Here is a 15579-nt window from a genome sequence, read left to right on the forward strand (position 1 = left end):
CGACTTCATAAGAAAGTATTTGGGTAGAGCGTTTCAAAAATATGTACAGTAATGCGATTTTGAAAACGGATTCATGATTGTGTTGTACAGTTGGTTGTAAGGAGAGGGGAAACTATGGCAGAACAGACAGTCCGTGTAACCGTCGATGGTAAAGAATTTTCTGCATCAGGTGAAAAGACGATACTACAATTATTTAACGAGAGTAATTTGGAACATCCTCAAATTTGTCATGTACCAGAAGTAGATCCAATTCAAACTTGTGATACGTGTATTGTAGAAGTAAATGGAAAGTTATTGCGTGCTTGTTCAACGAAATTAGAGAACGGTATGCATATCGAAAGACAGTCCCAGCGTGCAAAAGAGGCACAGACTGAGGCAATGGATCGAATATTAGAGAATCATCTACTGTATTGTACTGTTTGTGATAACAATAATGGTAACTGTAAAGTCCACAATACAGTACATATGATGGGAATTGAGGAACAGAAATATCCGTATGAGCCAAAAGTAAGTGCGTGTGAAGTGGATATGTCACATCCGTTTTATCGATATGATCCAAATCAATGTATTGCTTGTGGACAGTGTGTAGAAGTATGTCAAAACTTACAAGTGAATGAAACTATATCGATTGATTGGAGCTTAGACCGTCCACGTGTTATATGGGACAATGGTGTAAGTATAAATGACTCATCTTGTGTAAGTTGCGGGCAATGTGTAACAGTATGTCCATGTAATGCGTTGATGGAGAAATCAATGTTAGGTGAAGCTGGATTCATGACAGGATTGAAACCGGATGTGTTAGATCCGATGATTGATTTTGTAAAGGATGTAGAGCCGGGATATAGTAGTATTTTAGCAGTTTCAGAAGTAGAGGCTGCGATGCGTAAGACGAAAGTGAATAAAACAAAAACAGTTTGTACATTTTGTGGTGTAGGTTGTTCATTTGAAGTATGGACGAAAGACCGCCACATTTTGAAAGTGCAGCCTGTTTCAGATGCGCCGGTTAACGGTATTTCAACATGTGTAAAAGGCAAATTTGGATGGGATTTTGTAAACAGTGAAGATCGTATTACAAAGCCATTAATTCGCCAAGGAGATATGTTTGTTGAAGCTTCATGGGAAGAGGCTCTTGAAGTTGTTGCATCCAATATGCAGCATATTAAATCAGAATATGGAAGTGATGCATTTGGGTTTATTTCTTCTTCGAAAGTAACGAATGAAGAAAATTATCTTATGCAAAAACTAGCCCGTCAAATATATGGAACGAATAATGTAGACAACTGTTCCCGTTATTGTCAATCTCCAGCAACAGACGGTTTATTTAAAACTGTCGGTATGGGCGGGGACGCTGGAACAGTGAAAGATATTGCGGAAGCAGGCCTTGTCATTATCGTTGGAGCAAATCCGACAGAAGGACATCCTGTACTTGCAACGCGTGTAAAACGTGCTCATAAATTACATGACCAAAAATTAATTGTGGCGGATCTTCGTAAACATGAAATGGCAGAGCGTGCGGATTTATTCATTCATCCGCGCCAAGGAACTGATTACGTATGGCTCGCTGGTATTACGAAATATATTATTGATCAAGATTGGCACGATAAAAAGTTCATAGCTGAAAATGTGAAGAATTTTGATGAATATAGCAAAATGGTAGAAAAGTATACGCTTGATTATACAGAAGAAATTACGGGGATTTCGAAAGAAAATCTGAAACAAATGGCACGTATGGTATATGAAGCAGATGGTACTTGTGTACTTTGGGGAATGGGTGTAACTCAAAATACTGGAGGAAGTACAACTTCAGCAGCAATTTCAAATCTATTGCTTGTTACGGGTAACTATCGTCGTCCTGGTGCAGGAGCATACCCATTACGCGGACATAATAACGTACAAGGCGCTTGTGATATGGCAACATTACCAAACTGGCTTCCAGGTTACCAAGCGGTTTCAGATGATGTGCTTCGTGCGAAATTTGAAAAAGCATACGGTACTACAATTCCGAAAGCACCAGGCTTAAATAATATTGCAATGTTACTGGCAGCAGATGAAGGAAAACTGCGTGGTATGTATGTTATGGGTGAAGAAATGGCTTTAGTAGATTCGAATGCCAACCATGTACAACATATTTTAGCGAATTTAGATTTCCTTGTTGTTCAAGATATGTTCTTATCGAAAACAGCTCGTTTTGCTGATGTTATTTTACCGGCAGCACCAAGCTTAGAAAAAGAGGGAACATTTACGAATACAGAGCGCCGTATTCAAAGATTATATGAAGTATTGAAGCCGCTTGGTGATTCAAAGCCAGACTGGTGGATTTTACAAAAAGTAGCTCGTGCGCTTGGCGGGGACTGGAATTATGCAAGTCCAAGTGAAATCATGGATGAAATTGCATCGCTTGCACCTTTATATTCTCAGGCAACATACGATCGTTTAGAAGGATGGAATAGTTTATGTTGGGGTAGCCATGATGGTAGCGATACACCGCTATTATATGTGGACGGATTTAACTTCCCGGATAAACTAGCTCGTCTATCATTAGATGAATGGGTACCACCAGTTGTAGCGCCAGATGAGTATGATTTACTTTTAAATAATGGTCGTATGTTAGAACATTTCCACGAAGGGAATATGACGAATAAATCGGCTGGTATTTTATCTAAAGTATCTGAAGTGTTCGTTGAAATCTCGCCTGAACTTGCCCTAGAGCGCAATGTGAAAGATGGTGGCCTTGTAGAATTAGCATCACCATTTGGGAAAATTAAAGTACAGGCACTTGTTACAGATCGTGTAACGGGGAAAGAGCTATATTTACCGATGCATGCAACGGTAAATGAAGAGGCAATCAATATTTTAACTGGAACGGCGACAGATCTTTATACGTGTACACCAGCGTACAAACAAACAATGGTAAAGATGCGTGTATTACGTGAAAAAGGGAATCGTCCGTTACCATCTTCAAACCCGAGAGATAAAAAGCGTAATCCGCAAAACGGTGTTGAAATCGAGCGAAAATGGCAAAGAAAACAATACGTATCACTTGTGGACTAGGGGGCGGAGATAGTGGCGAAAGAAATTACTGTAATTAAAAAGAAAGTTGTAACAGAGGAAGAACAGAAACAGCAAGTAGCAGATGAACTTCTAAATGAGCTATCTAATAATCGTGAAGCAGTAGAAGAAACAATGCAGCTTTTAGCACAGTTGCAGAAGGCTGGTATATTAGATGCGGCAATTAGTTTACTTGCTGCGAAGGAAGATGTTTCAAAAATCGCTGTGGAGCAACTAAATCGTGAACCAGTTAAAAATGCACTCAACAATATGATGGGGGCAGGAGAAGCGTTATCTTCAGTTGACCCAGAAATAACGAAGCAAATTACGTCAAGTTTAGTTACAGGATTGCAATTTGCAACAGATGAATTAAATAGTGGTAAAAAAACAAAAGTGATGGATTTCTTTAAAGTATTAAAAGATCCAGATATCAATAGAGCTATTACATTCGGTTTTAGCTTCTTGAAAGCATTTGGACAAGGGCTAGAGAAAAAATAGAATAAATGAAAAAGTGATGGGAAGTAGCCATCACTTTTTTCATTATATGTATAAGAGTGTTCATGTTAAGCGGAATATATTATTATTAAAAAGATGGATTAGGACTAGAAATATGGAATCCATCTCAAATACCGTTTTAGAATTTGGAGGAATATATGCAACACCGTAAAAAACTATCTATACCAGGAGTAATGAGACATTCCTTTCAAACAGTTAAATTTGCTTTTTGGAATGTATTAACTTTTCAACTTGCTTATAAATTATTAGCAGCGATTGTGTTTGTTCCACTATTTGGAATTATTTTTAATAAGTTATTGTATTTTGGTGGTTATGCAAATGCGACAAATGATGAATTATTAGCGTTTTTAAAGACGCCTTATGGCATCTTAGCAATCGTAATTTTATCATTGTTAGCACTGTTTCTTATCTTTACAGAATTTGCGGTGCTTATTATTATTTCGTATTTCGCTCATAAAAGACAGAAGGTGAAATTACGTCCGATTTTATATAAAACAGTAACGTATTTACCTACTCTTTTCACATATTGCTTACCAGGATTTATTTTATATGCTGTCGTATTGTTGCCTCTTTTAAATATGGGATATGAAACGGCATTAATCCCGCAAATTCAAATTCCTAACTTTATTACAGGAGAACTGTTTAAGACAACGATGGGACAAGTTGGTTATTACACGTTCTTTGCTGTAGTCGCGTATTTGAATCTTCGATGGATTTTCGTTCTACCTATTGTTGTTTTAGAGCAAAAACCATTTCGCGTGGCAGCACGTAAAAGTGCAACTTTAGTAAAGGAAAGCTTTTTTAAAGTACTATTCTTTTTAGTAGGATTTTTTATCTCAATTGGAATTGTATATGTCGTGTTTTTGGGAATGTATTTATTGTGCCTATGGGGTGTTTATGAATTTACAAACCCGAAAGGAACATTTGCATTATTAGCTGAATCAACGATTTCTGTATTTTTAACGAGTACATTGTATTTATTCAGCTTTATCGTGACGCCATTTTATATTATGGCGATTACGCGATTATACTTACAAAAGGTTCCAGTTGAGGATGTTTTATTAGAAGAAGGATTAGATTATTCGAAAACGAAAGCAGATAAATGTTTCTTCCAAAAACATCGTTGGAAATTCATTGGCGTATACATTGTAGGAATTATTACTGCGGGAATGGTCGTTGCCTTCATTGTAACGTTTATTTCAAATTCGTATAAAGAACCGATTATTATGGCGCACCGCGGGTATATATCAAAAGGCGTAGAAAATACGAAAGAAGCTGTGCAAGGTGCTATTGATGCAAAAGCAGACTACGCTGAAATAGATGTATTACAAACGAAAGACGGTGAACTAGCGGTTATACATGATTTGAAGCTGAAACGTCTCGCAAATGCCAATGTGCATGTGTCAGATTTAACGATGGCGGAGTTAAGGCAGCTTACCCTTAGTCAAGATGGACTTTCAGGACAAATAAGTACACTTGATGAAATCATTAAGCTAGCAAATGGCAAAATCAAACTTAATATAGAAGTGAAGCTTCATGGGGGCGAAAAAGATTTTGTAAACAAAGTCTTAAAAACGATTAAAGATAATGAATTTGAGAAGCAATGTGTAATTCAAACGTTACACTATCCACTTATTAAAGAGTTTAAGCGTGCAAATCCAGATATAAAAGTAGGGTATATACTGTATGCAAGTAGAGCTAACTTAAAGAATGTGAAGGCTGACTTTTACGTAGCAGAAGAATATATGTTAAATAAGAAATTAGTAAAAGAAGCAAGGAAGTTAAACAAACCAATTTACGTATGGACAGTAAATGATATGGAAAATTTAAAGGCATATTATAAGTTAAACGTAGATGGTATTATAACCGATTACCCTGAAGATGCACGTGAAACAATTAAGATGTTAAAAGAGCAAGAAGCGGAAGAAAGTGATCTGTTTGATAAAATTACTGAAACGACAGATGATTTATTTTCTAAGTTATTTATAAGTTACCCAGCTGCTAGCTAAATGCTAGCAGCTGTTTTTTTGTGAAAAGAATATATCTCTAAAGTATTGAGTAAAGTAATAACTGTATATGTATACGTTATCGCTTAGGTTTCTTACATTGTTACATTATTGTCAAATAATAAATGATTGCTGTTTATTTTGAAGCAGTATAATAAAAATAGAGTGAAAGATAATGGAATGACACGAAACCCCTAATAGAATCAATGTTTTATATATTTACACTATTCTAAATATAAAAACTTTAGGAAAATGATATGTTAGCGTTTTCATAACTTTTAAGTTATGCTAGAATAAGGACATAAGTTATTAATTATTACAAAAAGAAAAAAGAATCTCTTTTTTCTGTTAATTATAAGGGGGCATTTCATTATGCGTATTGGGGTACCAGCAGAAATTAAAAACAACGAAAACCGTGTGGCAATGACACCAGCAGGTGTTGTACATTTAATTCGTAACAATCACGAAGTATTCATTCAAAAGGGTGCAGGTTTAGGGTCTGGTTTCACAGATGCTCAGTATGTTGAAGCGGGAGCAAAAATTGTTGATACAGCTGAAGAAGCTTGGAATATGGAAATGGTTATGAAAGTTAAGGAACCAATTGAAAGCGAATACAAACACTTCAGTGAAGGCTTAATCTTGTTCACATACTTACACTTAGCTCCAGAGCCAGAATTAACAAAAGCTTTAATCGAGAAAAAAGTTGTTTCTATCGCATATGAAACAGTACAATTAGAAAACCGTTCATTACCATTACTTGCGCCTATGAGTGAAGTAGCTGGTCGTATGGCTGCACAAATTGGTGCACAATTCCTTGAGAAAAACAAAGGCGGTAAAGGTATCTTACTTGCAGGTGTTCCAGGGGTTAAACGTGGTAAAGTAACAATCATCGGTGGTGGACAAGCTGGTACAAATGCTGCTAAAATTGCAGTTGGACTAGGTGCGGATGTAACAATCATCGACTTAAGCGCAGAACGTCTTCGTCAATTAGATGACATTTTCGGAAACCAAGTAAAAACTTTAATGTCTAATCCTTACAATATTGCAGAAGCTGTTAAAGAGTCTGATCTTGTAATCGGTGCAGTATTAATCCCAGGTGCAAAAGCTCCAAAACTTGTAACAGAAGAAATGATTAAATCAATGGAACCAGGTTCTGTTGTTGTAGATATCGCGATTGACCAAGGTGGTATTTTCGAAACAACTGACCGTATTACAACTCATGATAACCCAACTTACGAAAAACACGGCGTTGTTCATTATGCAGTTGCAAACATGCCAGGTGCGGTTCCACGTACATCAACTCTTGCATTAACAAACGTAACAGTACCATATGCAGTACAAATTGCTAACAAAGGCTACAAAGAAGCTTGCCTAGGCAACTCTGCATTACTAAAAGGTATTAACACATTAGATGGCTATGTAACATTCGAAGCAGTTGCAGAAGCTCACGGTGTAGAGTACAAAGGTGCTAAAGAATTATTAGAAGCAGAAACAGTATCTTGCTAATAGAAGCATTATACAAAACAAAATCGAACAATATATAAAACAACATGATAAGAGCTAAGAGTGAAGATCTCTTAGCTCTTCTTGGCAAAAGGGGGCATACATCGTGGCCAACCTATTTAAAAAGAAATCCGTTACGCAATTGTTAGGGGAAAGTAAAAGTAAAACTTTGACGAAAACGCTAGGGGCATTTGACCTAACAATGCTAGGGATTGGTGCGATAATTGGTACAGGAGTTCTAGTATTAACTGGATTAGTAGCAGCAAGAGATGCTGGTCCAGCAGTTATTTTTTCATTCATGATTGCAGCCATCGTTTGTGGATTTGCAGCATTATGTTACGCAGAGGTTGCTTCTACACTTCCTGTTTCAGGTAGTGTGTACACATACTCATATGCAACAATTGGTGAGTTTGTAGCTCATTTAATGGGATGGACATTACTATCCGTATATGTTGTAACGACTGCCGCAGTAGCTGGCGGATGGACTGGTTACTTCCATAACTTAGTGAGTGGATTAGGGCTTGAAATTCCAAAAGCACTGCTAACGATTCCGTCTCAAGGTGGTATGGTGAATTTACCAGCAGTTATCGTTACATTAGTTATAACTTGGTTATTATCAAGAGGTACGAAAGAAAGTAAACGCGTGAATAACATAATGGTATTAATTAAAATTGGTATCGTTGTTTTATTCATTGCAGTTGGTGTATTCTACGTGAAACCAGAAAACTGGATACCATTTGCACCGTACGGTTTAAGTGGAGTTTTCGCGGGGGGAGCAGCAGTATTCTTTGCTTTCCTAGGATTTGATGCATTAGCAACTTCTGCTGAAGAGGTAAAAAATCCGCAACGTGATCTACCGATTGGTATTATCGCTTCGTTAGTCATTTGTACAATCATTTATGTTGTAGTTTGTCTCGTTATGACGGGTATGGTTTCTTATAAAGAATTAGATGTACCAGAAGCTATGGCATATGTGTTAGAAGTTGTAGGACAAGATAAAGTAGCAGGTGTAATCGCAATTGGAGCTGTAATTGGTATTATGGCAGTAATTTTTGCTTACATTTATGCAACGACACGTGTATTCTTTGCGATGAGCCGTGACGGTTTATTGCCAGAATCTTTCGCGAAAATTAATAAAAAGACAGAAGCGCCAACATTTACAGTTTGGTTAACAGGAATTGGTAGTGCTTTAATTGCTGGATTTATCGATTTAAAAGAATTGTCGAATTTAGCGAATATTGGAGCGTTGTTAACATTTGCGATGGTTGGTGTGTCAGTTATTATTCTTCGTAAAACACATCCAAAGTTACAACGTGGATTTATGGTACCACTTGTACCGATCTTGCCGATTATTTCGATTGCATGTTGTCTATTCTTAATGGTAAATCTACCATTAAAAACATGGATGTACTTCGGTGCTTGGTTAGCGATCGGAGTAGTTGTATACTTTGTTTATTCGAAAAAACATAGTCATTTAAAAGACGATGGAAGTTCGCAGGATAATTTAGAACAAGCTAATTAAAAGCTTAATTAAAAGGGATATAAGTATAGTAAGCCTTGTGCGTCTAGGGAGCGCGCAAGGCTTTTTCTTTTGTTGAAATAAAGGGAATGTATATTACTTTATTGAATTTTTATGTCGGAATATGAAAAAGGGTGGGAGCAAAATGGAAGAAACAAAAGTTGTAGTTGGAGCAGAGGGTTATAATAATAACCCTGGTTGGTTACATACGAATGAAGAAGAATTAAATTTATTACGGAGAGAAACTTGGCTTGATAAATTTCAACCTAATTCTTTATCAGTAATTTTGGCAGAACATGTATGGGAGCATTTATCATATGAAGAAGGAATTGAAGCTGCAAAAATTTGTTATGAGTTTTTAATGGAGAATGGATATATTCGTTGTGCAGTACCAGATGCATTTTTTCCAGATGAAGAATATCAACAAGGGGTACAAGTAGGTGGACCTGGTCCATTAGATCATCCTGCAGCAAGCCATAAAATTGTTCATAACTATAAAACAATCACGTCCATGTTTGAATCAGCAGGTTTTCAAGTGAGGCTCTTAGAATACTGTGATGAGAATGGTAAGTTTCACTATAATGATTGGAATGAGAAAGATGGATTTATTTATCGTTCGAAACGTTTTGACCATAGAAATCGGGATAATCAGTTAGGATTTGTTTCTTTAATTGTGGATGCGGTGAAAATGAAAAGTAAGTAAAAAGGGGTGTGCGAATTGTGCATCCTTTTTTGTATGAGAATATAGAGGGTGCGGAAAATATGTATACGACTTATTAAAATGTGAACGGAATGTTCATAAAAAAAATTCAGATTTCATTGACACATATGAGTAGGCGCTCATATAATAAGAGTATAAGATATATGAATGATTGTTCATATGTTCAATTAAAGAGGTGAGCTATAATGGCTGGAAATAAAGTAGAAACACCACAAGAGACATGTTCTCAAACGATAATTCATGAAGAAGTTGTAGAGCAAGTAAAACAAACAATTCCAACTGATGAAAGTTTAAGTAAAGTAGCAGAACTATTTAAAGTATTAGGTGACCGTACACGTACGAGAATATTACATGCGCTATTTGAAGCTGAAATGTGCGTTTGTGATTTAGCTTATTTATTAGGAATGACACAATCATCTATTTCGCATCAGCTTCGTGTGTTAAAGCAAGCGAAACTTGTGAAGAATCGTAAAGAAGGAAAGGTTGTTTATTATTCGTTAGCTGACCAGCACGTAATTCATATCTTCGAGCAAGCGTTTGAACACGTAAACGAAGAAGAATAAAAAGAACGCGAGGAGGGAGAACGATGGCTGAAGCGTTAGTGAAAAAGAAACTGATGTTAGAAGGTTTAGATTGTGCGAATTGTGCAATGAAAATTGAAAAAGGTGTTGGGAATATAGAAGGAGTAAATTCTTGCTCTGTAAACTTTGCAACAAAGACAATGATTTTAGAAACGGCACAAAATAAAGAAAACGAAGTTGTTACGGAAGCAAAACAACTCGTTACAAAATTAGAACCGCATATTAAAGTGCAAGAAGAACAAAAAAATAAAATTGCTAAAGAAGTATTTATATTAGAAGGTTTAGATTGCGCGAACTGTGCAATGAAAATTGAAAATAAAGTGAAGGAAATGCCAGCTGTCTCAGAAGCAACTGTTGATTTCGTATCGAAGAAACTACGAGTAGAAGTTGCGAATAAAAGAGAACTAGAAGCGACTGTAGCAAATATAACAAATGTCGTTCAAAAGTTAGAGCCAGACGTGAAAGTTGTTCGTGAAGAGAAGAACGGTCATGACCACGGGCATAGTCATGATCATGGTGAAGCAAATGTGAAAAAGATGGTAGGGAGATTAGTGGTCGGCGGAATTTTGACAGCAATTGCTGCATTAGCGGGCTTACCACAAATGGTAACAATTCCGTTATTCGTCCTTGCTTATTTATTAATAGGTGGAGATATCGTTTGGAGAGCGGTAAGAAACATAACTCGTGGCCAAGTATTTGATGAAAACTTCTTAATGGCAATTGCAACTGTAGGAGCTTTTGCAATTCAACAATATTCAGAAGCTGTAGCAGTAATGCTATTTTATCAAGTAGGAGAACTATTCCAAAGCATTGCGGTAAACCGCTCTCGAAAATCAATTACTTCATTAATGGATATTCGTCCTGATTATGCGAATGTAAAGGTTGGAAATGAAACGAAACAAGTATCACCAGAAGATGTACAAATTGGCGATTATATTATCGTTAAGCCAGGTGAGAAAGTGCCGTTAGACGGAAAAGTAATTGAAGGAACATCAATGGTAGATACTTCAGCATTAACAGGTGAATCTGTACCACGTGAAGTTGAAGTTGGAAATGATGTATTAAGTGGCTTTGTGAACCAAAACGGTGTGTTGACAATTGAAGTTACAAAAGAATTCGGTGAATCAACTGTATCGAAAATTTTAGATTTAGTTCAAAATGCAAGCAGTAAAAAAGCACCAACGGAAAACTTTATTACGAAGTTTGCACGTTACTACACTCCAGTTGTAGTTATTACAGCGGCAATCATGGCGTTTATTCCACCACTTATTTTAGAAGGAGCTACATTCTCTGAGTGGATTTATAGAGCTTTAGTGTTCTTAGTAATCTCTTGTCCATGTGCGTTAGTTGTATCCATTCCTCTTGGATTCTTTGGAGGTATTGGTGGTGCATCTAAAAGTGGTGTGTTAGTAAAAGGTAGTAACTATTTAGAAGCTTTAAATGATGTGAAATATATTGTTTTTGACAAAACAGGAACATTAACAAAAGGTGTTTTCAAAGTTACAAAAATGGAACCGAGCGAAGGTACTACAAGTGAAGAGTTATTAGAGTATGCGGCATTTGCTGAAGTATATTCTAACCATCCAATTGCCCAATCTATTCGAAAGGCATATGGAAAATCAATTGATGAAAAAATAATCGATGATTATAACGAAATTTCTGGTCACGGTACAGTTGTAAAAGTACAAGGAAAAGAAATTTTTGCAGGTAATGCAAAATTAATGAGAAAAGAAAATATTGAATTTAAGCAACCAGAAACAGTAGGTACATTAGTTCATGTTGCTGTAGATGGAAGATATGCAGGTTATATTGTTATCTCTGATGAGGTAAAAGAGGATTCGAAACAAGCGATTCAAAAATTAAAAGAACTAGGTATTAAAAAGACAGTAATGTTAACTGGTGATGCAAAACCAGTTGGTGAAGCTGTCGGTAAAGAATTAGGCTTAGATGAAGTTCATGCGGAATTACTACCGCAACAAAAAGTAGAAGAGATTGAAAAAATTGATGCAGCGAAGCACGGAAAAGAAAAAATTGCCTTCGTTGGTGACGGTATTAACGATACACCAGTATTAGCCCGTGCAGACGTTGGTATTGCGATGGGTGGTTTAGGGTCAGATGCAGCAATTGAAGCGGCAGACATCGTTATTATGACTGATGAGCCTTCAAAAATTGCGACAGCTGTAAAAATTGCAAAACGTACAAGAAGTATAGTGTGGCAAAATATCATCTTTGCTTTAGGTGTAAAAGGGATCGTTTTATTACTTGGTGCTTTTGGTATTGCAACAATGTGGGAAGCTGTTTTCTCAGATGTTGGTGTGACACTACTTGCAGTGTTAAATGCAATGCGTGTATTAAGAGTGAAAGATTTATAAAAAAGAGGACGCGACCCGCGTCCTCTTTTTTATTGGTGATTTTGTTGAAATTGACTCAATAAAATAATACCAAATATTATTTTACTTTTAAATAGCGTTATATTAAAATTTACAAATAAAATACACTCGTCTTATTATTTTAATATATTTTTTACAAATATCCATATAGTATTGAAAAAACAGAGAAGGGAAACTTCTCTGTTTACTTTTGTATGTTTTTTTCAACTTGTTCTCGAACTGTTTGAATGTAATTCATTTTATGATCCCAGCACTCTTGGCTTAAATCGACAGGGTATTCTTCAGGATTTAAAGTTCGCATATATTCTTCCCAAAATAGAGAGAGACTCTGTTCATTATATTTTTGAATATCTAATATACTTGGTAGTTCATATGTTCTTTCACCGTTAACGAAAATATCTTTATGCAGTTCACGGGCTTCAAAGTTTGTTACGAATTTACTTATATATGTGTGAACTGGATGGAACATTTTTAAGCGCTCTTCTTTTCCAGGTTCTTCAGAATCTAACGCAATATAATCGCCTTCTGCATGATCGTTTACCCGATTGATAATACGATAAATTCGTTTCAGTCCTGGAGTGGTAATTTTTTCAGGGTTAGATGAAATTTTAATCGTATCATTTAATTTTCCGTCAGTATCTTCAATCGCAACTAGTTTGTAAACAGCCCCCAATGCAGGTTGCTCAAAGGACGTAATTAATTTTGTCCCAACGCCCCATACGTCAATTTTTGCTCCTTGAGATTTAAGGTGCATAATTGTGTATTCATCTAAATCGCTAGAAGCGATAATTTTTGTATTTGTAAACCCTGCTTCATCTAATAGTTTTCGTGCCTTTTTCGATAAATAAGCCATATCACCACTATCAAGACGTATGCCATAGAAATCAATACGATCCCCAAATTCTTTTGCAACACGAATCGCATTTGGAACACCAGATTTCAATGTGTCATATGTATCAACGAGAAAGACGCACTTTTTATGAGTTTCAGCGTATTTTTTAAACGCGACGTATTCATCGCGATATGCTTGAACGAAAGAGTGAGCGTGTGTGCCAGCTACAGGAATCCCAAAGCGTTTCCCAGCACGAACGTTGCTTGTAGAGGAGAAACCACCAATAAAGGCAGCACGCGTCCCCCAAAGGGCAGCATCGAACTCATGTGCACGTCTTGTGCCGAACTCTAAAAGCTCATCATTACTTGCAGCATGTTTCATGCGTGCTGCCTTTGTGGCAATTAATGTTTGGTAATTCACAATATTTAAGAGGGCAGTCTCAATAATTTGTGCTTCACCAAGTGGTGCATCAACACGTAATAAAGGCTCGTTATTAAATACAACTTCACCTTCTTGCATACTACGAATCGTCCCAGTGAATTTCATATTTTGTAAATAATGAAGGAATTCTTCTTCAAATTGTAATTCTGCTAAGTAAGCGATATCGCTTTCAGTAAAACTGAAATTTTCTATGTACTCTACAACTTTCTCAAGGCCAGCAAAAACAGCGTAGCCGTTCTCAAATGGAAGCTTTCGAAAATATAAATCAAAAACAGAACGGCGATTGTGAATACCATCTTTCCAATATGTATAAGCCATGTTGATTTGATATAGGTCTGTATGTAAGGCATAACTATCATCTTTATAATGAGTCATCGCGAGAACACCTCCATAATTTGGTTATAGTATACCAATTTTTCACCATCTGTAGCAAAGAAGAGATATTGATGTGAAGTCAAGAGAGAAAAAAATGAAATTATGCATATTTTTTAGAAAATTTATATTTATCAATTTATATTTCTCCAGATTTTATGTATTATTAGAGTAATGGGGGTAATGAGAATGGAGGAGGACAATGCAACAAACATTAGAAAAAATAGGCAAACAAGTCTTTTATAAACGGCTACAGCAAAAAATGACACAAGAAGAATTATGTCAGGGCATTTGTTCTGTCTCATACTTAAGTAAGATTGAAAATGGAAAGATTGAAGCATCAGAAGAAATTCTACAATTGCTCTGCACAAGACTAGAAATTGCTGTGACGGATTTGAGGGATGTAGAAGAAGATGTGAAGGGGAAGCTGGATGAATGGTTGAATGCACTAGTTCATTTAGACAAGCAACAAGTAGAACGTATATATGAAGAGTTGCAAGGTGAAATGAAGCATGTGTTGGATTTTGAAATTATAAATTATTATAAACTGCTGTATACACGTTATTTAATTATGAAAAGGGATTTTCCTGCTGTCGAAAAAGAGTTAGAGAGCTTAAAGAAGATGTACAAAAAGTATTCACCATTCCAAAAATTATTATATACGTATAGCAAAGGGTTATATTATTTTTTACAACATAGATATAAGAAGGCATTGGAGTATTTGACTCGAACAGAAGTAATGGCAAAGGAACAAGGTTATCATGAGAATGGAATATATTTCAATTTGGCTCTTGTTTATAATGAATTAGAAGTTGAACATATGACTTTACATTTTGCTAATGTAGCAATGGAAGGATTTAAGAATGAATATAAATTCCGTTATGTGATAAATTGCCAGTTACTTATTGCGTTGAGTTATATACAAAAAAAGCAATATAATGAGGCACTATCTATTTATAATAATATTTTGAGGGAAGCAAATTCTTTTGCTGATAAAGAAAGTATAACAGCTATTGCTTTAAATAATTTAGGCTTTTTGTACTATAACTTAAAAGATTATGCAAAAGCAAAAGATTATTATTTACAATGCCTAAAGTACAAAAAGGAAGAGGATTTAAATTATATTGATGCAGTGTATGAGATCGCTTTGCAGTGTATTGAATTAAAAGAATTTGAAGAAGCGAAAGATTGGATTAATAAAGGGATAGATGTTGCCAAGAGGGATGAAAAGTATAAAAGTATGCTATATATACTTTCAATGCTTAAGAATAAATACTTTGAAACGAAAGATGTTTATAAAAGATTTTTAGAAGTTGAGGCAATCCCATTTTTTAGAGGCGAAGAAAATAAAAAGGAATTAAAAATGGTGTATTTAGAACTAGCAGGATATCACGAGGAATTACTAGAATTTAAGGAAAGTAATAACTACTATAAATTAGCAATTAATTTATTAGAAGAAAAGGGAGGAAAATAATATGAAAAAAATAATTATTGGTGCTTTGGCTTTGGTAGCTGTATTAGTGGTATTGGAACCGCAATATGCTTGGACATCGGATATTTATGGTCAAGGCGAAAAAGTAGTAGAATTAATAAATTCTTAACAGAAACCCCTTTCCAATCGGAAAGGGGTTTTTCAATATTTGTTCCTCA

Annotated in this window: 11 protein-coding genes; 10 read left to right on the forward strand and 1 reads right to left on the reverse strand. The window is 35.7% G+C overall.

The genetic code is table 11. The features are described 5' to 3' along the window. The first annotated feature begins 114 nt into the window (after positions 1–114). From fdhF to ACTFP3_RS23155, 8 genes are all read left to right on the forward strand, one after another. The gene (gene fdhF / locus ACTFP3_RS23120; RefSeq protein ID WP_440011376.1) at positions 115–3051 is read left to right on the forward strand and encodes a formate dehydrogenase subunit alpha; all 2937 of its coding nucleotides are present in this window, start codon (positions 115–117) and stop codon (positions 3049–3051) included. A gap of 12 nt (positions 3052–3063) precedes the next feature. Beyond that, positions 3064–3546, forward strand: a complete 483-nt coding sequence (locus ACTFP3_RS23125; protein ID WP_001040540.1) for a DUF1641 domain-containing protein — start codon at positions 3064–3066, stop codon at positions 3544–3546. 155 nt (positions 3547–3701) lie between these two features. Next, positions 3702–5573: a glycerophosphodiester phosphodiesterase gene (locus ACTFP3_RS23130; RefSeq protein ID WP_001164717.1), complete on the forward strand. Its 1872-nt coding sequence runs from the start codon at positions 3702–3704 to the stop codon at positions 5571–5573. 369 nt (positions 5574–5942) lie between these two features. After that, complete coding sequence (ald, locus tag ACTFP3_RS23135) at positions 5943–7076, forward strand: alanine dehydrogenase (protein ID WP_001219742.1); 1134 nt, start codon at positions 5943–5945, stop codon at positions 7074–7076. Positions 7077–7179: 103 nt separating this feature from the next. After that, on the forward strand, positions 7180–8595 hold the full coding sequence (locus tag ACTFP3_RS23140; protein WP_001284893.1) for an amino acid permease: 1416 nt from the start codon (positions 7180–7182) through the stop codon (positions 8593–8595). A gap of 142 nt (positions 8596–8737) precedes the next feature. Beyond that, positions 8738–9295 carry a class I SAM-dependent methyltransferase gene (locus ACTFP3_RS23145; protein WP_000393177.1) on the forward strand — a complete coding sequence of 186 codons (558 nt, stop codon included), beginning with the start codon at positions 8738–8740 and terminating at the stop codon, positions 9293–9295. Between the two features lie 203 nt (positions 9296–9498). Next, a complete protein-coding gene (locus ACTFP3_RS23150; RefSeq protein WP_000918378.1) occupies positions 9499–9876 on the forward strand; it encodes an ArsR/SmtB family transcription factor in 378 nt (125 codons plus the stop codon). A gap of 23 nt (positions 9877–9899) precedes the next feature. Beyond that, entirely contained in the window at positions 9900–12266 is a 2367-nt protein-coding gene (locus ACTFP3_RS23155; RefSeq protein ID WP_000796569.1) for a heavy metal translocating P-type ATPase, read from the forward strand. Positions 12267–12468: 202 nt separating this feature from the next. Here ACTFP3_RS23155 and ACTFP3_RS23160 read toward each other — a convergent pair whose 3' ends face one another. Continuing rightward, positions 12469–13932 carry a nicotinate phosphoribosyltransferase gene (locus ACTFP3_RS23160; protein ID WP_440011378.1) on the reverse strand — a complete coding sequence of 488 codons (1464 nt, stop codon included), beginning with the start codon at positions 13930–13932 and terminating at the stop codon, positions 12469–12471. A gap of 199 nt (positions 13933–14131) precedes the next feature. Here ACTFP3_RS23160 and ACTFP3_RS23165 point away from each other — a divergent pair, with 199 nt between their 5' ends. Both ACTFP3_RS23165 and ACTFP3_RS23170 read left to right on the forward strand, forming a co-directional pair. After that, positions 14132–15403 (forward strand): helix-turn-helix domain-containing protein, encoded by a 1272-nt coding sequence (locus tag ACTFP3_RS23165; protein ID WP_001187959.1) that lies wholly within the window; start codon positions 14132–14134, stop codon positions 15401–15403. A 1-nt stretch (position 15404) separates the two neighbouring features. Further along, positions 15405–15530 (forward strand): NprX family peptide pheromone, encoded by a 126-nt coding sequence (locus ACTFP3_RS23170; RefSeq protein WP_000720172.1) that lies wholly within the window; start codon positions 15405–15407, stop codon positions 15528–15530. The last annotated feature ends 49 nt before the right edge of the window (positions 15531–15579 follow it).

Source organism: Bacillus cereus group sp. MYBK5-2, from assembly GCF_051915685.1.
GTDB classification, from domain to species: domain Bacteria; phylum Bacillota; class Bacilli; order Bacillales; family Bacillaceae_G; genus Bacillus_A; species Bacillus_A cereus.